Raw genomic sequence first — 19,491 nt, 5'->3', positions numbered from 1 at the left:
CTCAAATTTTATTTCGACTATTTATTCTTCAATAATTGCGAGTATTTCGTCTTCATTGAGTACGAGATAAGCTGTTTCGCCTCTTTTAATTTCGGTACCTGCATATTGTTGAAACACAACACGATCGCCAACGCGAACTTCTGGTTCAACACGTTGTCCGTTATCTAAAACTCGACCTGTGCCTACTGCTACGACTTCACCTTCATTTGATTTTTCTTTCGCAGAATCAGTTAAAACGATACCACTTTTAGTAGTTTGTTCACGTTCTTTTTTTTCAATTACAACGCGGTTTCCTATTGGTTTAAGCATGTGTTGTTGCCTCCTTGAGTTGATACTAATTTAGCACTCGAAACACTTAAGTGCTAATACACTTCCAATAATAATCAAAGTTAGTCAAAACTTCAAGTATTAAACCTTAGTTTGTTGAGTCAACTATAGAGATACGTTATGATAAGATTATCAAACTAGGAGGTCAAATATGAATCGAATTCTCGTTTCTGTTCTAACAATCGTTTTATATTTACTTGCTCAATTTGCACCTGCTATCCTCAATCAATTGGGCTTAATTTCTCATCATCAAAATCAGTTAGAACTTATGAAACAACTTATACATATTCAATTAATTGGTTTTATTATTGCCGCAATACTTATCTTAATCATGCAAATCCGGGTTAAAAACCCTTTACAATTTGAGCTTCCACCTAAAGAACCTAAACGCTATATTGTTCCTTGGATTCTTGCAGGTCTTGCCATTGTCTTAATCGCTCAGATTATAGTGAATGTGATTAGCGTCTTCTTATTAGGTAGCAATCCCGCAAGCGAAAATACAATGCGCTTAATGAAGATTGCGAAACAAATGCCGATCTTTATTTTACTCATTGCTATAATTGGCCCGCTACTTGAAGAATTTGTTTTTAGAAAAGTGTTATTTGGTGAATTATATCAGTTGCTAAAAGGGTCTAAATCATTACGTTTTATCATAGCGAGTATCATCAGTTCAGCTATTTTTGCGATCGCACATATGGATTTTTCTCATTTTTTAGCTTACTTTATTATGGGAATTATTTTCTCTAGTTTTTATTTTTATACAAAGCGTTTAAGTATTTCAATTGGGATTCATATGGCTCAAAATGGGCTCGTCGCATTGGTGCAGTTCATGATACCTGAAAAAGTAGTTGAGGAATCTTTAAAAAATGCACAATTGATTCACTATTTCCTTATCTTCTTTTAATTCTATATTTAGCTTTTATTTAAAAGCCAAAGAAAAAGACGACTTTCTCTTTTTATAAGAGAGGGTCGCCTTTTCTATTAATTTCCATTTTTAATTCTTCTCCATATGAGGTAACTAAATCCAGCAATCAATATCAAGCTCGCTAAACCTATCCCTATATACTTTAAAAAATTTAATCCTTCACGTGCCCTATTATGACCATTACCATTTTGTTTTGCTTCTAAATTTTCTCCATTTTGGTTAATTTCACGAACCTTATCATCATTATGATGAGTTGCACTTATCTTCCCTGACATTTTTCGATCATCTGGCAAAGCGCCAATCTCTCCAGTGATGAGTGCAAGCATTTTACGATCTAAATTTTGATAGTAACGGTCGGTCGATAATGGGTTAAATTCATTTTCTCTATCAGAAAATCCTACACTACTTATGTCATTCCTACCTTGAGGTGTCTCAGGGGGTGTAGAGGTATTATTTTGATAATAACTTGGCAATAAGAAATCATTATTGATTAAATCACGATTGATTGGTTCGTTGTTCATTGCATTTTGAAAATTTCCTCTATTACCGGATTGACTTGGATCGTATGGTTGTTGGTTATTGCCATCATGATTTCGAGTTGATGTGTCATTTTCTCCTGACTCACTTGGATAATTTGGACCTCTAGGATTTTCACCTGAAGGAGCTTGTTGCCCATGAGAAGTTCCATTGTCTGATGTCGGTTTATTAGGTTGAGAAGGCCCTGGCGTTGGAGGCTGTTCTGTTGATGACTCTTCTGTCGACGGCTGCTCCGTTGATGGCTCCTCTGTTGACGGTTGTTCCGTTGACGGTTCCTCTGTTGACGGTTGTTCCGTTGACGGTTCCTCTGTTGACGGTTGTTCTGTTGACGGTTCCTCTGTTGACGGTTGTTCTGTTGATGGTTCCTCTGTCGACGGCTGTTCTGTTGATGGCTCTTCCGTCGATGGCTGTTCCGTTGATGGTTGTTCTGTCGATGGCTCTTCCGTTGATGGTTGTTCTGTCGATGGTTCCTCGGTCGATGATAGAACAGTGGGTTGGCTAGCATTATTTGGTGTCACGCTATCTTCAGCATTTAAATTTGATAGCATGTGACTAGGCGCATACAATAACGTTCCGGCCATGAATAATGAGATATTTAAAATTTTTAGCCCTTTTCTTCTTTTTGATTTAAGCACTCGGTCGTACACCTCCCTTACATTCATTTTAATCAGTTCTAGTATAAACAAAAGAGACTTTAAATACCAATGGACATACTTCTAAGTCCCCTCGCTTTAAAGATGTTAATGCTTTTGTCTTTTGTATGCATTTGTAAAGTTTAGTACAATAATGCTAACTATACTAAGGGGGTTATGAGATGAAGGTACAATTATTACAATTTTATGTCACGCCTCAGTCTCCTTCTATCAATGAAGAAAAAATAAAAACACTTTTTAGAGAACATATCCAGTCAGATACAGATATCGTTGTTTTGCCCGAAATGTGGAATAACGGTTATGCGCTTGAAGCACTTGCGACCCACGCCGACCAGGATTTATCACGTTCATTTACATTTATCCGCCAATTAGCTGAAGAATATCAGGTCGATATCGTTGCAGGTTCTGTTTCTAATCATCATGATAAGGGGCTTTACAATACAGCATTTGCAGTTAACCGCAATGGTGCCAAATTATACGAATACGATAAAATTCATCTCGTACCTATGTTAAATGAACCTGATTATTTAGATCCAGGTTCAACCGTCCCATACGTTTATGAGTTAAGTAATGGTACACCTGTCTCACAAATCATCTGTTATGATTTGAGATTTCCAGAATTAACACGTTATCCCGCTGCTAGCGGTGCTAAAATCTTATTTTATGTTGCACAATGGCCCAAAGCGAGACAAGATCATTGGCGAAAATTATTACAAGCAAGAGCCATCGAAAATGATATGTATGTGATTGCCGCAAATACATGTGGAAATGACGGAAATACAGAATATGCAGGCCATTCAATGATAGTGAGCCCCAACGGAGAAATAATTGAAGAAGCTGGAAATGAGGAAACAATTCTTAGTGTGACTTTGAATTTGAAAGATGTCGACGAACAACGTAAAAAAATTCCAGTTTTTGAAAACTTGCGTCCGGATATCTATCAACATTTTGAGCATTAAAAAAGGCGAGCTTGGGAGGGGCTCGCCTTTAAATTTAATATTAAGGGAATGTTTATTTGTTTACAGTTATTCTATTTAATTAATTGGGGATGTTATTAATTATGAAAAAATTTAGTGAATTTACCGATTATTAAATGTTTACAATAGTCTCAATATAGAAACCTGATTTTAAGCTTCAATTACTAATGGAAAAAGATTTTTAGCATTTGGGAGAATGATTACTTCTTAGTGAATTTTTCAATAGTTTCGACGATTAACTTAATGAAAGCAAAAACTGTGTTAACGATATCTCCAGCCATAAGTAAAGCACCTCCTCATTATAAAGTATTCCAAGACATTAGAGTTTGCACTAGTGAAGTAAGCTGAGCGAAGAATACAACACATCGTGCTAAATAAACACTTAGGTATCACAAGGGCGTAATACCGAACCACTTAATGTGATTATGGTTATATTAAAACACTTAACATTCCCCTTGTGTGAGAGAGTGCCTAGATTGCAGAAAAACATGCTTAGATGTACATTATTTATGTTAATTTAATATGAAATTCATGTTAATAAAACAGTTAGGCATAAAAACATAACAGTTACGCAAAAAGCATTTTTTTGAATTAATTGTACTTTATAATATTGAATAAGGGGGAAAGCCATGAGATTTGTTGATACAGCCATCGAAAACTTAGCATTAAAACTTCAAAAGAGACAAAATCTAGATCACATTGACTATCTAAAAGTACGATTAGGTATGCAAGTGTTCGTCACAAATCTCTTTAAAGGTATCGTCATCTACGGATTGGCATTCCTTCTCCATATATTCTTATACACACTCACAGTTCATATCACTTATTTTCTTTTAAGACGTTTTTCACATGGCGCTCATGCGAAAAATTCACTATTATGCCATGTTCAAAATATTATTTTCTTTATATTAGTACCATGGCTAATAGTTAAATATGACATACCATTCTCGTTTATGTTATTCTTAACTATATTAGGATGGATATTTGTTTTTTGCTATGCTCCGGCTGCAACACTTAAACAACCAATTAAACACTCTCGTAAACGAGCCCTTAAAATAAAGTCTTTAAGTTTGATGACGCTTTATTTTATATTGTTTTTATTCGTTCCAGAGCCGTTTAACCATTTAATCGCATATGGAGCATTTTTACAATCAGCAACACTATTACCTGTATTTTTTCCTAAGGAGGAGTAAAAAATGGCTATTTTCGAAACACTTTTCAACTTATTTATTAATGTTTTTAAAGCACTTGGAAACTTTGCGTCTATTAATCCTTGTACCGCTTTCTTCGATGAACCAGAGGTGCCAAAAGAATTAAGAGAAGTGGAATAATTTAACAATTTTAGAGAGTGTGTGTAATTTGGAAATTCTTAACAGCATTTGCCTTGCTATATTTCAAGTAATCGTATTTTTCATAGTAGTAAATGTCATTATAATAGAAAAAATAAAATATAGCCTTTGGGATTACATAGCTCTATTAATTGGAGTAGTAATCCCTTCTGTTGTTTTGTTTGTATTTTTTGAAAGAAAGAGCTTACTATGCTTAGTAATTGGTTTACTAATCTTTTTCTACTATAAGAAAAAGATGATAGGTATTATAGCTGTATTATCAAGCGTATTACTACTTGTTATTTGCGATTTTTTTGCAACTTGGTTCTATTATTACATTAATGGTTTGACTGTACATCCAACCATACTTTTTATTATTTATTCCTTTGTTTTTGCACTTATTGCTGTTATTACAGCCCTTGTTGTAAGGCTTTTAATGATTAAACTGAAGTATACATGGCTATACGGAAATAAAGTTTACCTAATGATATTGATGATTTGTCTTTTAATATTTTTCTTAACGATGTTCTTTTTCTTGCCAGATCAAGTCTCTGGCGTAGCAGAATTTAAAATCATCGGTATTTTCTACTTCACCTTTGTCGCTATTTTTATCGCAATATTATTATTAGTCACAATCACAACGTCACGAGAAATTAATTATCGTAGAAGTCGTCAAGAAGTTGAAGATTATTATAATTACACACTTCGCATTGAAGAAGTCAATAAGAGAATGCGTAAATTTAGACATGATTATATTAACATTTTGTCTACAATGTCAGAGTATTTGCGTGAGGATGATCTCGAAGGATTGAAAGCTTATTACGACAAGCATATTATCCCACTAAAAGATCATTTTGAAGCAAATACGTTGAAGTTGAACGGTGTTGAAAATTTAAAAGTTAAAGAAATTAAAGGTGTAATAACGACCAAAATTTTACAAGCACAAGAACGTAAAATTGAAATCAGTGTTGAAGTCGCTGATGAAATCAATCAAATTAATATGGAAATGATTGATTTAAGTCGTGTCTTAGGGATCATTATGGATAATGCGATTGAAGCTTCCATGAAAGTCGAAGAACCTATGATTCAAATTGCATTCATTAAAACTGATCAATCCGTGCTCATCATTATTATGAATAAAGCACCCGAAAACCTTCCAAAATTACATACATTGTACCAAGAAGGGTTTTCAACTAAAGGTAAAGATCGAGGTTTAGGTTTATCTACTTTAAAAGAAATTACAGATAGTAAAAGGAATGTATTTTTAGAAACTACGATTGAAAATAACTACTTTATTCAAAAATTAGAAATCATGAATAGTGATGATTAAGGATGTGAACCCATTTGAAAATTTTAATTTGTGAAGATGATCCTAAACAAAGAGAACGAATGGAATCCATCATTCGAAATTATATTATGATTGAAGAAAAACCTATGGAAATTGAAATTTCGACGAGTGATCCCTATGCTTTGCTCGAAGCTTCTAAAAACATGAATGATATCGGTTGTTATTTTTTAGATATTCAACTCGAGTCTGATATTAATGGGATTAAGTTAGGAAGCGAAATTAGAAAACATGATCCTGTTGGTAATATTATTTTCGTTACAAGTCATAGTGAATTAACCTATTTAACATTCGTATACAAGTTGGCGGCCATGGATTTTATTTTTAAAGATGACGTCGATGAGTTACGCACGCGAGTCATTGATTGTCTTGAAACAGCTTTAAAACGTCTTGATTTGCTTACGAAAGATAATACGGTTGAAACAATGGAATTAAAACAAGGGAGCAATTCTGTTTATGTGAATTACGACGATGTTATGTTTTTTGAATCCTCTCCAAAGTCACATCGTCTTATTGCACATTTAGATAATCGTCAAATTGAATTTTATGGGAATTTAAGAGAATTAGCACAAATCGATGATCGTTTTTTCCGATGTCATAATAGTTTTGTCTTAAATCGCCACAATATCACGCATGTGGATGCAAAAGATCGAATTGTCTATTTTAAAAATGATGAGTTTTGCTATGTCTCTGTAAGAAACATTAAGAAAATCAAAAATTAATGAAAATATTAACCCCCTTTTACTTGTCCTTATTTCAAGTAAAAGGGGGTATTTTTAGGTTCTCTGTCAAATCGGACTGGTCACATTAAATCAAGGAATTAAGGTAATAATAAATTGCTTAACTCCATTTTTGTTGTGAGAGTATAAATTCTTGAACGTTATTGGTTATTTCAATACTACTTAAATCTGTAAAACTGAGTCGTAAAATAGAATTTATAACGCTTGTGAATAAATATAGCGTATTTGATTGGTTCCTAAGCCGAGACTTCTGAGGCATCTAGCCGAAACCGAAAATCCATTTTAAGCTTGAGATTATCTCAAGCTTAAACTATGGATCACCTATTCACATATGTTCATAGGTGTACTGAATACGTAACTCATTTCATTCGTAACGTTTTCATGCAGAGGTGAGGCGCCTAGAAAAGCGAGGCTTTATGGAATAATCAAATACATGAAATTATTTATACATCAGTTCGATTTATTATAGAAACTATTTTTATTGTTCGCTTTTAAGATCGTATTTCGTCATTTTCAAATAAACTTGCCCAGAATCCGTCACAACTTTAATTTTATTCGCATTTGGTTTTGGGAAAATCCGTGAAGTTAACACTTTTTCACCTTCATTACAGAAGATTTCTATACTTGATGTATCTACAAAAATGCGTAACTGTTGTAAGTCTGATTTTAACTTTGCCACACGTACTGTCCCTTCTACGGGATGTGGGAGCTCACCACTGTCAAAACGATCTAATAAGACTTCTTTTGTTCTTGAGTCGTAACGAATAATGGTGGCTTCTTGTTTTGATGCTCTTAAGTGAAACTCAATGGCTGAGGCTTCATTTTCTAATATATCGACAATCAGTTCATATTGTTCCCCTTCATAGGGATGAAGTTGTTTGATAAATTTATTCGCATAACCGAGCGCTGTTTCTTTATTATGGCGTAGTTTACGTAAATCCATATGTGGTTTTTGTTTCAATGCTCCTGCCTCATACGTTAAAATACGTGGCACGGTTAAACAATGTGCCCATCCTTCTTTATCAGTAGGATATTCTGTATCAGGAAGCCCCATCCAACCAATGATAACTCGGCGTTTGGCCTCATCTAAAAAGCTTTGTGGCGCATAAAAGTCAAATCCATTATCTAACTCAACAAAACCGTCATGTTTAAAGTGTAGCGTCTCAAAATCCAACGTCCCCATTATATATCCACTTTGATAAATATTTTGATAATCGTTATCTTCAGATTCTAAACCTTGAGGACAAAATAAAAGGACGTCTTTTTGATTGATTTGAAAATAATCAGGACATTCCCACATATATCCAAAGGAAGAGAGGTCCGTTTGGATTTCACCTTTAAATATCCAAGTTTCTTCTGGATGTACCGCTTCATAAACCAATACTGTCCCTGTTTTATTTTCTCTTTGTGCCCCTATCACAGCATATAAACGACCATCTTTTAGAAATACTTTAGGGTCTCTAAAATGTTCGGTATAGCCTTCAGGAGGTCCTGAAATTACAGGTTGTGTCAACTTTTCAATCGTACCGTCTGGATGAACTTTCGCAAGCATTTGACTACTTTTTCGTTCCCATGTAGCTGTCCTCAAGTTAGCGGTATACATATAGTAAAGTTGCCCATTAAACTCAAATGCACTCCCGCTATAAACGCCGTGACGATCATATTCCGTATCTGGATGTAGTAATACACCTTGTGGTTTGAAATCAACCAAATTTTTTCCTTTGTAGTGAAACCAATATTTCAAACCATGTACCGGACCTAAAGGAAACCATTGATGAGAGAGTAAATATTGACCTTGGAAATAGATGAGGCCGTTGGGGTCATTGAGTAACCCTGTTTCGGGTTGTATGTGATAATGTTGCCGAAATGGAGATGCGGCCACACGCGTTTTAAGTTCATCTAACTCCTCTTGACGCACATCTTCTAATTTTTGATAACGCTTTTCGCGACTCCATTGTTCCATTAAACTAAGTTGCCTCCTTTAAAACTATTGTCGCACCCCTTCATACTAGGGTGTTTATGTATGTACTGAAATGGACGCCTTATCACGTTCTTTTCAAGCTCTATGTTATTTTATCATATTCTTTGGTTTTTCAATGAAATCTTTTTAACGTCGCCTCTTTTATAACTTACGAGTGCGTTGCAAAGATCAATAATTAATAATAAGGAAGTGCTTATCTACGCTCAAATGTCTTTCAATCCTACTTTTATACGAAAATAGCCATCAAAATTTATCTAAGGCTAAATTTTGATGGCTTTCTAACTTTAAAGGACACTCTTGTCCTCTTAAAAATTAAATTTGCTTAAGCTTTTTGAACTGTAATGGTCCAAGCAGCATTGCCGACTTGCTCATAATTTGTGACTGGATAGCCATTTTCAGCTGCCCAATTTGGAATTGCCTCTGTGGCTTGCGTGCAATCAAAATCGATTTTCAATTCATCACCAATGGCCAATTCTTCCATTTTCTTTTGTGCCTCAATCAGTGGAAATGGACAAACCATTCCAACTGTTCCTAATTCATGTACCATACTTTTAACCTCCTCTTTTAATTAAGAAACACTGACCGTTTGTGTTTTTGTCATATTTTGACGTCGTGCGGCTTTCATTGGACGAACAAACATGAAATAACTCATAAACCAAGTGCCTAAAATCATAAATATTAACCCAATCCATCCTTGCCATGATAATGCAGCTGTTGCCACTAAACCATTTCCAATAGAACAACCTCCAGCTACTGCCGCGCCAAAGCCCATGCAAGTACCACCAATTGCACTATTACGTATTGTTTTTTTATCAGGTAAACGCCACGCAAATTCACGAGAACCTCGTGCCGCAATATAAGAGCCAAAGAAGATACCTATAACTAGAAATACTCCCCAATCGACAACTGACACGTCTCCAGTAGTTAAAAACATCACAATATTAGAAGATGGCGTCGTAATTCCAAGACCTCCGTCTCGCCCTGTTGACCCTGACATAGGCCAAGCAAGTAATGCAATAAGTCCCACTGCAATAGCAGCGACAAACGGGTGAAAACGTTTTTCAAACAGAAAATGGCGCACGCCACTAAACTTAGGCTTTAATTTGGGAATAGCAATCTTAGGTTTCGGTTGGCGTAATGTTTTTATTACGACAAATAGTGTCACTAAAATTAAAATGAGTAAAAACACCCAACCTGGTATTCCAGTCGATTGTGCCATATCCGCATTCGTTACAGTTTGACTATTGATTTGATTTAAAACAGGCGCCAATACGCCATTTTTCGTAATCGCAGCAAAAAGACCATACATCACTAGCGCAATCCAACTTCCAATGAGTCCTTCTCCTGCTCTATAATACGTTCCTGTTGCACATCCTCCTGCTAAAATAATCCCAATGCCAAAAATAAATGAACCGATAATTGTGCCGATAATAGGAAATGTGCCGTTATCAATTGTAATGATGCCCATAATATTTAATATATAAATCCCTAACGCCTGAATTGCGATAGCGATGAGTAAGGCATAAAACATTTTATTATTTTTCTGCACATACATATCTCGGAATCCCCCTGTTAAACAAAAACGGGTACGTTGCATGACAAAACCGAGGAGAACTCCTACAATAAGTCCACTAAAAATTGTCCATACCATGTCACTCTCTCCTTATCCCGATAATTATGATAAGAATTATATCAAATATGTTTGATTAATCAAGAGTTTCTTTATGATAACCTGTATCATCATGTGTATTTTATAAAAAAATGGGTTGAAATTGTACTCAACCCGTAACGCTTATTGTATGAAATTGATTATTGTCAACCTTTATTCCTGTTCTTTACCATAATTTTTCATAAAGAAAATTAATGATTGTAACTCGACACCTAAATCAATTTGATGAACTTGAACATCATTAGGCACATGAAGTCATTATCATTGCAATTACAATTTGACTTAAAATCATAGCATTGTTAAAAAATTCACCAACTTTATTCATTACTTATTATACCCGAATTCCCGTTTTAAAGGAACTTAATCTATTTGATACCTTTTTACTTTGTTGTACAATAAACAAGAATGAAAGGAGTTAGAACATGATATTAATGCAATTAAGTCAACTCTCAAAATCCTTTGATGGGGAAGAAATTTTTAGTCATGTCAATTTCGAAGTAAAAACAGGAGAACGCATCGGCATTGTCGGTAGAAATGGCGCAGGTAAATCTACACTTATGAAAATAATTGCGGGCGTTGATGACTATGATAGTGGGCATATTTCAAAAGTAAAAGGCTTAAAATTAGGATATCTTACTCAGCAAATGACGTTAAATACAGATGAAACTGTTTTTGAAGAAATGGCAAAGCCTTTCCAAGAAGTTAAGTCAATTGCACAAAAGATGCAACAAGAAACCGATTGGTTAAGTCAAAATGCCGATCGTTATGAGACAGAAGGCTATCAAGAACATCTCAAACGTTATGAACTGTTATCAAATCAATTTGAGAAAATGGAAGGCTACCAATATGAAAGTAAAATCAAGACTGTTTTGAATGGTTTAGATTTTACAGAGAAAGACTATCATCGACCTATCAACGATTTTAGTGGCGGGCAAAAAACTCGTCTGTCACTTGCACAAATGCTATTAAGTGAACCTGATTTGCTTCTATTAGATGAACCAACGAACCATCTTGATATGGAAACGACTGAATGGCTTGAAGATTATTTAAGATATTTTAGTGGTGCGATAGTCATCATTTCACACGATCGCTATTTCCTAGATAAAATTGTGACACAAGTTTATGACGTCGCTTTAGGAGAAGTGAAACACTACAAAGGGAATTATGCAAAATATGTTCAACTTCGTGATCAATACTATGAAAAACGTATGGCAGAGTATGAACGTCAGCAAGCAGATATTAAAAGGCTTGAAACCTTCGTTGACAAAAATATTACGCGTGCATCCACAAGTGGTATGGCTAAAAGTCGCAGAAAACAATTAGAAAAAATGGAACTTATTGAAAAACCAATGCTTGATGCTAAAAGTGCGAATATCCAATTTGATTTTGATCGGAATACAGGTAATGATGTGATGCACATTAAAGATTTAGAAATCGGCTACTCCTCCCCTATTACACAACCGATTTCCTTAGAAATTAGTAAAGGAGACCGTATTGGTATCATCGGCCCTAATGGTGTAGGAAAATCTACTTTTATCAAAACATTGGCTTTAAAAATTCCTGCAATTGCTGGAACGATTCAACGTGGTTCTAATTTAAAAGTAGGCTATTATGATCAAAAACAAGCAGAATTCAAATCTAATAAATCCATCTTAGATTTTGTGTGGGACCAATACCGAGAAATGCCAGAAAAAGATGTGCGTGCCGTATTAGGTCGATTCCTAATCACACAAGAAGATGTTAAAAAGGTCATCAATGATTTATCTGGTGGAGAAAAAGCACGCCTTCAACTCGCCCTTTTAATGTTGGAAAGAAATAATGTTTTAATACTGGATGAACCTACAAACCATTTGGATATTGATTCCAAAGAAATGTTAGAACAAGCTTTACAAAACTTTGAAGGCACCTTAATCTTCGTTTCACATGATCGTTACTTTATCAATGCCTTAGCCAATAAAATTTTTGATTTAGATGCTAATGGCGGTCAATTTATTCAAGGGGATTATGCTTATTATTTAGAAAAAATCGCACAACAACGTGCTTTTTCAGAGCATCACGCACAACAAGATGTTACTGAATCGGCGACGACCGAACAACCAACAAACGATTATCAAGACCAAAAAGCGTTAAGGCGTGAAAAACGAAAATTAGAACGCCAAATTGAAGAAAACGAAGCGCTCATTACGACCTACGAAAGTGAAATTGCCTCTATTGATACGCTTATGGCATCAGAAGAGGTCATTAATAATTATGAAGAAACAACACGATTAGCAAATGAGCGAACTGACCTCGAACAAAAGTTTGAACAAACGATGCAACAATGGGAAGAATTACAACTTATGTTAAGCGAATATGAAAATTAACCCCTCATCCAGAGTAAAATTTTATACTCTGGATTTTTTTATCCTCACATTTTATAGACAATCAACTACTTTATGATTACTTGATATAAAAGCTATCCACACACTTATCCTAGTTATCCACAATATTTCACATCCTCTACCTCTTGTATATACACACCTTATCAACAGAACATCACTTAAAATTAACTATTTTATGCACAACTTGTTAACAAATTGTGCATAAGTACGCATGTTCCCTATTGACAAATTACGAATAACTTCGTGAACATTCTTATGTTAAAATAAATATATACATCAATAATTTTTCTATCTCATTGCAAAGGATTGTAATTTATATGGCCAATTATATTTTCTTATCAATATTAATTTTACTCATGCTTTCTGTGATGGGGATTACAGAACTTAGACAGCGCATTTTATTTCGCAAGTCTATTCAATCTCATTTAAAACATAAACATATTTTTGATGATTTAGAACGTCCATACGCTTTCTACGATACTTATTATCAGATGTATCCTTCACTTACAAAAAAAGCTAAGAATGAATCATTTTGGATAGATGATAAAACATGGTCCGACTTAAATATGGATGCCCTTTTTCATAAGATGAATTATACATATACTTCTATTGGAGAAAATCACTTATATCATGTATTGCGCTTACAAACGACATTAAAACAGTTTGACATATGGTCACAAGTTGAGAAGAATGCAACACTTCATGAAAAAATTGTCACGTTGCTCGCACAATTTGGTAAGCAACATTACCCTAAATATCATTGGAAAGCGTTCGTGACACGGTTTCATTGGTTCTATTATTTCTTATCTTTTTTACCGATTCTTAGTGTACTTATTGGCTTTATTCATATACCGACAAGCATTTTTGCCTTTTTATTTTCTTTAATATTAAATATGGTCATTAGTATGAGATTTAATCACGTCATTGATCGAAATATGGAAAATTTATTTTTTACAGGACGTGTAATCTATACTGTTAATGCTTTAACTAAATTAAATTTGTCGTTACCTTTTCACTATTCATTAAATCAACTCAATCGTGTTAATCGTTGGCGCTTTTTACTCGTAAAAGTGACGACGATTCCGGGGTATTTTGTTTTATTATTTAAATACATTTTTTTAATTGATATTCATTTATATCACCTATTAGTTCGTCGATTTAAAGAAAACGAAGAAACAATACACGCTTGTTATCGATATATTGGAGAATTAGATACGTTGTTATCTGTGAAACAATGGCGCTATCATCATGAAAATTGCCAAACCCCCATCGTTAAATCCAATTTAAAATTTAAAGGTTTGACACATCCGTTAATTGAACAAGCTGTACCAAATGACTTTGACTTTACCCAAAATGTGTTACTGACAGGCTCTAATGCGTCTGGAAAGTCGACGTTTATGAAAGCCATCGCCCTAAATTTAATTCTTGCCCAAGCGGTTCAAACTGTTACGGCACAACAATTTCATTATCAGCCTGGCATTGTGAAAACGACTATGGCAAACGCTGATGACGTACTTTCTGGTGATAGTTACTTTATGGCAGAAATTAAATCATTAAGGCGTTTATTAAACTTCGATGCGTCCATTCCACACTATTTTTTTATCGATGAAATTTTTAAAGGCACAAATACTGCAGAACGTATCGCCGCTTCACAAGCCGTTCTTGAATATTTGGCGCAATTTCAAGGAATTAAAGTCATCGCAGCCACACATGATATTGAATTAACCCGTCAACTTCATCCTATTTATGCAAATTATCATTTTAACGAAACAATTCAGCAAAATGCGATTCATTTTGATTACACAATTAAAAAAGGGCCTGCAAATACACGTAACGCACTTGAATTAATCCGTATTATGGACTTTCCGCTCACAATCTATCAAAATGCAAAACAACATGTTGAGTCGTTTGACCACAAAAACACCGATGCACAGTATTGATTACCGTGCATCGGTGTTTTTTTAACGATACATTTCAATGTCCATTTGACTTTTTCCATTTAAATCTAAATCAGCGGTGATACCTTTTTGGTAAATGTAATAAGCTGCTGCTCCGATCATTGCCGCATTATCCGTACAGAGCGCACGCGGAGGAATCGTAAGTTGAATGCCTTTTTCTGATGTCGCTTGATGCAATGCTTCTCTTAATCCTTGATTACTGGCCACGCCACCTGCAACAATGAGTTGTTGAACACCATAAGCTTCACATGCTCGGATAGCTTTACCCACAAGCACCTCGACAACACTATTTTGAAAACTTGCGGCTACATTTTCTGGGATAGGCGTCTCACCTTTTTGTTTTAAATTATGCAGTTTATTAATCACAGCACTTTTCAAGCCACTAAAGCTAAAGTCATAACTTCCCTGTTCTAACCAAACACGTGGAAAATCGTAAGTATCTTCCCCTTCATGAGCTAAACGATCCACATGTGGACCTCCAGGATAAGGTAAATTAATAGTCCGAGCGACTTTGTCATAAGCTTCTCCTACAGCATCGTCACGCGTTTCTCCAATAATTTCAAAATCTAGATGATTTTTCATATAAACCAATTCTGTATGTCCCCCAGAGACAATCAAGGCAATTAATGGAAATTGAAGTCCCTCTTCTAATTGATTGGCATAGACATGACCTGCAATATGATGTACTGGGATTAATGGTTTTTGATGTGCGAATGCAAGCGCTTTGGCAGCATTCACGCCTACGAGTAAGGCGCCGATGAGTCCAGGCCCTTGAGTCACCGCTATCGCATCGATGTCTTCCATATGACATCCAGCGTTTTGTAGCGCATCTTCAATCATTAAAGTCATATTTTCAACATGATGTCGACTTGCGACTTCTGGTACAACACCCCCAAATCGTTTATGACTATCGATTTGACTTAAAACACTGTTGCTGATGAGCTGTGTTCCATTATCGATCACGCTTACACTTGTTTCATCGCAACTGGTCTCAATTGCTAAAATTCTTGTATTTTGAGTCATTTTAGATTCACCCACATCACTAAAGCATCTTCTCCTTCTCCATAATAATTAACACGTTTCCCACCATATTCAAAACCTAATTTTTGGTAAATATGCTGTGCCACAGTATTTTCAACTCTAACTTCTAAACTCATCATATTGGCCACTTGTGCACAATAGTTCATCACATATTTTAATAAGTGTTGACCTAAACCGTAGCCACGAAATTCAGGTTTAACGGCAATCGTCGTGATTTGTGCTTGATCTACAACGATCCAAGCCCCTAAATACGCTATAATTAAATCTCCATATTCGACAGCAAAATAATGCGCAAAATTATTTTCTTCGATTTCATGGTAAAAGGCTTCTTTTGTCCATGAACTATCATTAAAACTGAGACGTTCAATTTCAAAAACACTTGGCACATCAGCCACTGTCATACGTCGAATATTTAATTCTTGCTTGATTGTTGCTTCATCCAATTTTGTTCCGCCTCCGATAATTTTAAATAAGATGGCACAAACGTATGAACATTCACTGCTTCACCCTGTAAAGCAAACATTGTTTCTGCTTTCGGTAAGTTGGCGATGGTGTCAAAAGGTTGTAATTCAGTTTCAAATACACGCACATCTTCCCCAACAAAAATGGCATCGGAATAAGTATCAAGTTTTGACAGTAAGGATTCTAAAGCAATATATTGATCTTCCATCACTGCCTTTAACTTGCCATTTTGCCATTGGTAAATTCCCGCAAACACAAATCCACGGCGTGCGTTAAATATCGGGACAATCGTTTTTTCTTGTGCATCGATAGTGGCAGCTAAAGCTTGTAAAGAAGAGACCCCGTACAAAGGGATGTTTAATGTATACGCTAACGTTTTAGCAGTCGTTACACCAATTCTTAAGCCTGTATAGGAGCCAGGTCCTTTGGCTACAATGATTGCGTCTAATTGTTTTGGCGTAAGATTTGCTTCTTCTAGTAACATTTTTACTGTTGGCATGAGCTGAATAGAGTGATTAACTTTTTCGCCATTCGTTCTTGAAGCCAATACATCATCGTCTTCCATCACGGCCACCGATAAAGGTTGATTTGAACTATCTAAAAGTAAACTAATCATGTTCGAGATACTCCTTCATTTCGTTAAAATGTTCTCCAGAAGTTTCAATTTCAATCGTTCTAACGTCATCTTCCATCACACGAAGGATTAATTTCAAACAATGCTCTGGTAAGTATTCTTGAATAAATTGACTCCACTCGACCATGGTCACCGCATGGTCTTCAAAATATTCATCAAAACCTAAATCTTCATCAGAACTTTCTAATCGGTAACAATCCATATGATGAAATGCCATATCCGACCCTTGGTACGATTTAATAATATTAAAAGTCGGTGAGTTGATGGTACGTTTAACACCTAAAGCGCGCCCGACCATTTGACTTAACGTTGTTTTACCTGCACCAAGATCACCTTCTAAAAGGATGACATCCCCTGGCTTTAATTGGGACGTCAATTTTTCAGCAAATATTTGTAAGTCATCTAAGGTTATTATTTTTATCATTGATTTTACTCCTGATACAATTTTCTTATCTATTGTAACAAATTTTTTTAACTCTGACTCTATAGAGTTCTTAAGCGATTAACAAAGGAAATTTTCGGAAATTTCGAATTTTTTGTTGACAACCTTTTTTAGATGCGGTAAATTAGGTACATGAATTTTTAGACAATTCTTTCAATTCAAACAATTTGACTTACATACCATTCAGGAGAGGAGCGTAATACTATGTCATTCACAAATGGAACAGCCCAACAACAACAAAATATCATTATTTTATTATTACGCTCAGGACTGGAGTATTAGTAAATTTTCTTACTAATCACTTAAGTCCTATTTCTACTTGAATGGGACTTAAACGATGCGTCCCAATTAAAAATTGGGACGCATTTTTTTATTTTCAAATCGATTTAGGGAGGTCATTCTATGAGAAGTGACAAAATAAAAAAAGGTGATCATCAAGCACCCGCACGAAGCCTTTTACACGCCACAGGTCAAATCCAATCACCTACAGATATGAATAAACCATTTATTGCGATTTGTAATTCTTATATAGATATTGTCCCTGGTCATGTTCATTTAAGAGAACTCGGGGATATTGCTAAAGAAGCAATTAGAGAAGCAGGTGGCATTCCGTTTGAATTTAATACGATTGGGGTGGATGACGGAATTGCAATGGGTCATATTGGCATGCGCTATTCTTTACCAAGTAGAGAAATCATTGCAGATGCTGCTGAAACTGTCATCAATGTGCATTGGTTTGATGGGGTGTTCTATATCCCAAATTGCGACAAGATTACACCCGGCATGTTATTAGCTGCAGTACGAACCAATGTACCTGCTGTCTTTTGTTCAGGTGGACCTATGAAGGCGGGGTTATCTTCTCAAGGGAAAGCCCTCACCCTATCTTCAATGTTTGAGGCTGTCGGTGCATTTAAAGAAGGCCACATGACAAAAGAAGAATTTTTAGAAATGGAACAAAATGCATGCCCCACTTGTGGTTCATGTTCAGGCATGTTTACCGCAAATTCCATGAATTGCTTAATGGAAGTCCTTGGACTAGCCCTCCCCTATAACGGAACAGCATTAGCAGTCGGCGATGAACGTCGAGAACTGATTAGACGCGCCGCCAAACAGCTCGTAGAAAATGTAAAGAATGATTTAAAACCACGAGATATCGTAACCAAAGAAGCGATTGATGATGCATTCGCCTTAGATATGGCGATGGGCGGATCCACAAATACAGTGTTACACACGTTAGCGATTGCTAATGAAGCTGGCATTGATTATGACCTTGAACGTATTAATGAAATTGCTCAAAAAACACCGTACCTTTCTAAAATCGCACCAAGCTCTTCTTATTCTATGGAAGATGTACATCTTGCGGGTGGCGTCCCTGCTATCATCAATGAATTGTTAAAAAAAGAAAATGTTTTAAATGCTGACCGTATCACAGTGACAGGACAAACATTACGTGAAAATAACGAAGGCAAAGCCATTCAAAATACAGATGTCATTAGAACTCTAAATCGACCTTATGACAAAGAAGGCGGTTTATCTATTCTCTATGGCAATATTGCCCCAGATGGTGCTGTGATTAAAGTTGGTGGAGTCGACCCAGAAATCAAAACATTTACAGGAAAAGCTATTTGTTTTGATAGTCATGATGAAGCCGTTGAAGCCATTGACAACCACACGGTCCGTGCTGGCCATGTCGTAGTCATTCGATATGAAGGACCTAAAGGGGGGCCTGGAATGCCAGAAATGTTAGCCCCTACTTCATCTATTGTGGGGCGTGGCTTAGGAAAAGAGGTCGCCTTAATTACAGATGGTCGTTTTTCTGGAGCCACACGTGGAATTGCAGTAGGTCACATCTCACCTGAAGCCGCTTCTGGCGGACCTATTGGCCTTATAAAGGATGGCGATGACATCACTATCGACTTAACACAACGTCGTTTAGAACTTCATGTCGACTCAACAACGTTAGAAAAACGTCGCACGTCACAACAGCCATTTAAAGCGAAAGTCAAAACAGGATATCTTGCACGCTATACCGCATTAGTGACGAGTGCAAATACGGGCGGTGTTATGCAAGTTCCCGAGCACTTACTTTAA

Annotated in this window: 18 protein-coding genes and 1 pseudogene; 9 read left to right on the top strand and 10 right to left on the bottom strand. The window is 35.7% G+C overall.

Translation table 11 applies throughout. The annotated features are described in order from the left end of the window. Window positions 1–21: 21 nt before the first annotated feature. Entirely contained in the window at window positions 22–309 is a 288-nt protein-coding gene (gene groES / locus PYW36_RS03755; protein WP_037575681.1) for a co-chaperone GroES, read from the bottom strand. Between the two features lie 169 nt (window positions 310–478). On the opposite strand from groES, the gene mroQ reads away from it, so the two are divergent. Continuing rightward, the gene (mroQ, locus tag PYW36_RS03750; protein WP_037575680.1) at window positions 479–1,231 is read left to right on the top strand and encodes an intramembrane glutamic endopeptidase MroQ; all 753 of its coding nucleotides are present in this window, start codon (window positions 479–481) and stop codon (window positions 1,229–1,231) included. 77 nt (window positions 1,232–1,308) lie between these two features. Here the strand turns inward: mroQ and PYW36_RS03745 are convergent, their stop codons facing one another. Beyond that, a complete protein-coding gene (locus PYW36_RS03745) occupies window positions 1,309–2,424 on the bottom strand; it encodes an SdrH family protein (protein ID WP_103159701.1) in 1,116 nt (371 codons plus the stop codon). A gap of 179 nt (window positions 2,425–2,603) precedes the next feature. Here PYW36_RS03745 and PYW36_RS03740 point away from each other — a divergent pair, with 179 nt between their 5' ends. From PYW36_RS03740 to agrA, 5 genes are all read left to right on the top strand, one after another. Beyond that, entirely contained in the window at window positions 2,604–3,401 is a 798-nt protein-coding gene (locus tag PYW36_RS03740) for a carbon-nitrogen family hydrolase (protein WP_103159702.1), read from the top strand. 647 nt (window positions 3,402–4,048) lie between these two features. Then, a complete protein-coding gene (locus PYW36_RS03735) occupies window positions 4,049–4,612 on the top strand; it encodes an accessory gene regulator AgrB (RefSeq protein WP_103159703.1) in 564 nt (187 codons plus the stop codon). 3 nt (window positions 4,613–4,615) lie between these two features. Continuing rightward, window positions 4,616–4,750, top strand: coding sequence for a cyclic lactone autoinducer peptide AgrD (agrD, locus tag PYW36_RS03730; RefSeq protein WP_103159704.1), 135 nt, complete (start codon window positions 4,616–4,618; stop codon window positions 4,748–4,750). Between the two features lie 19 nt (window positions 4,751–4,769). After that, on the top strand, window positions 4,770–6,077 hold the full coding sequence (gene agrC, locus PYW36_RS11360; RefSeq protein WP_391530067.1) for a quorum-sensing sensor histidine kinase AgrC: 1,308 nt from the start codon (window positions 4,770–4,772) through the stop codon (window positions 6,075–6,077). Window positions 6,078–6,091: 14 nt separating this feature from the next. Beyond that, on the top strand, window positions 6,092–6,814 hold the full coding sequence (gene agrA / locus PYW36_RS03720) for a quorum-sensing response regulator AgrA (RefSeq protein ID WP_037575675.1): 723 nt from the start codon (window positions 6,092–6,094) through the stop codon (window positions 6,812–6,814). 496 nt (window positions 6,815–7,310) lie between these two features. On the opposite strand, the gene PYW36_RS03715 is transcribed toward agrA, so the two are convergent. The 4 genes and pseudogenes from PYW36_RS03715 to PYW36_RS03700 form a co-directional block, all read right to left on the bottom strand. Continuing rightward, the gene (locus tag PYW36_RS03715; protein ID WP_103159706.1) at window positions 7,311–8,795 is read right to left on the bottom strand and encodes a sucrose-6-phosphate hydrolase; all 1,485 of its coding nucleotides are present in this window, start codon (window positions 8,793–8,795) and stop codon (window positions 7,311–7,313) included. Between the two features lie 340 nt (window positions 8,796–9,135). Continuing rightward, window positions 9,136–9,360 (bottom strand): sulfurtransferase TusA family protein, encoded by a 225-nt coding sequence (locus tag PYW36_RS03710; protein ID WP_037575670.1) that lies wholly within the window; start codon window positions 9,358–9,360, stop codon window positions 9,136–9,138. A 21-nt stretch (window positions 9,361–9,381) separates the two neighbouring features. Beyond that, a complete protein-coding gene (locus PYW36_RS03705) occupies window positions 9,382–10,464 on the bottom strand; it encodes a YeeE/YedE family protein (RefSeq protein WP_037575667.1) in 1,083 nt (360 codons plus the stop codon). 171 nt (window positions 10,465–10,635) lie between these two features. After that, window positions 10,636–10,737: pseudogene (locus PYW36_RS03700) on the bottom strand (redox-sensing transcriptional repressor Rex); the annotation flags it as partial. Between the two features lie 167 nt (window positions 10,738–10,904). Here PYW36_RS03700 and PYW36_RS03695 point away from each other — a divergent pair. Together PYW36_RS03695 and PYW36_RS03690 are read left to right on the top strand one after the other, a co-directional pair. Beyond that, on the top strand, window positions 10,905–12,845 hold the full coding sequence (locus tag PYW36_RS03695; protein ID WP_103159707.1) for an ABC-F family ATP-binding cassette domain-containing protein: 1,941 nt from the start codon (window positions 10,905–10,907) through the stop codon (window positions 12,843–12,845). A 335-nt stretch (window positions 12,846–13,180) separates the two neighbouring features. Continuing rightward, window positions 13,181–14,803, top strand: coding sequence for a MutS-related protein (locus tag PYW36_RS03690; protein ID WP_103159708.1), 1,623 nt, complete (start codon window positions 13,181–13,183; stop codon window positions 14,801–14,803). Window positions 14,804–14,824: 21 nt separating this feature from the next. Here the strand turns inward: PYW36_RS03690 and tsaD are convergent, their stop codons facing one another. The 4 genes from tsaD to tsaE are packed head-to-tail and all read right to left on the bottom strand — an operon-like array spanning window position 14,825 to window position 17,382. Next, window positions 14,825–15,844, bottom strand: coding sequence for a tRNA (adenosine(37)-N6)-threonylcarbamoyltransferase complex transferase subunit TsaD (gene tsaD, locus PYW36_RS03685; protein WP_103159709.1), 1,020 nt, complete (start codon window positions 15,842–15,844; stop codon window positions 14,825–14,827). Continuing rightward, window positions 15,841–16,305 (bottom strand): ribosomal protein S18-alanine N-acetyltransferase, encoded by a 465-nt coding sequence (rimI, locus tag PYW36_RS03680; protein WP_103159710.1) that lies wholly within the window; start codon window positions 16,303–16,305, stop codon window positions 15,841–15,843. Before rimI ends, tsaD begins: the two co-directional genes overlap by 4 nt. Then, window positions 16,275–16,940: a tRNA (adenosine(37)-N6)-threonylcarbamoyltransferase complex dimerization subunit type 1 TsaB gene (tsaB, locus tag PYW36_RS03675; protein WP_103159711.1), complete on the bottom strand. Its 666-nt coding sequence runs from the start codon at window positions 16,938–16,940 to the stop codon at window positions 16,275–16,277. The genes rimI and tsaB overlap by 31 nt, the downstream gene beginning before the upstream one ends. Continuing rightward, window positions 16,933–17,382: a tRNA (adenosine(37)-N6)-threonylcarbamoyltransferase complex ATPase subunit type 1 TsaE gene (gene tsaE / locus PYW36_RS03670; protein WP_103159712.1), complete on the bottom strand. Its 450-nt coding sequence runs from the start codon at window positions 17,380–17,382 to the stop codon at window positions 16,933–16,935. The genes tsaB and tsaE overlap by 8 nt, the downstream gene beginning before the upstream one ends. A gap of 420 nt (window positions 17,383–17,802) precedes the next feature. On the opposite strand from tsaE, the gene ilvD reads away from it, so the two are divergent. After that, a complete protein-coding gene (gene ilvD / locus PYW36_RS03665; RefSeq protein ID WP_103159713.1) occupies window positions 17,803–19,491 on the top strand; it encodes a dihydroxy-acid dehydratase in 1,689 nt (562 codons plus the stop codon).

The sequence above is a fragment of the Staphylococcus chromogenes genome, from assembly GCF_029024625.1.
Classification (GTDB): domain Bacteria; phylum Bacillota; class Bacilli; order Staphylococcales; family Staphylococcaceae; genus Staphylococcus; species Staphylococcus chromogenes.
Note: the sequence above shows the minus strand (reverse complement) of the source record. Positions and strands in the feature narration are given on the sequence as shown.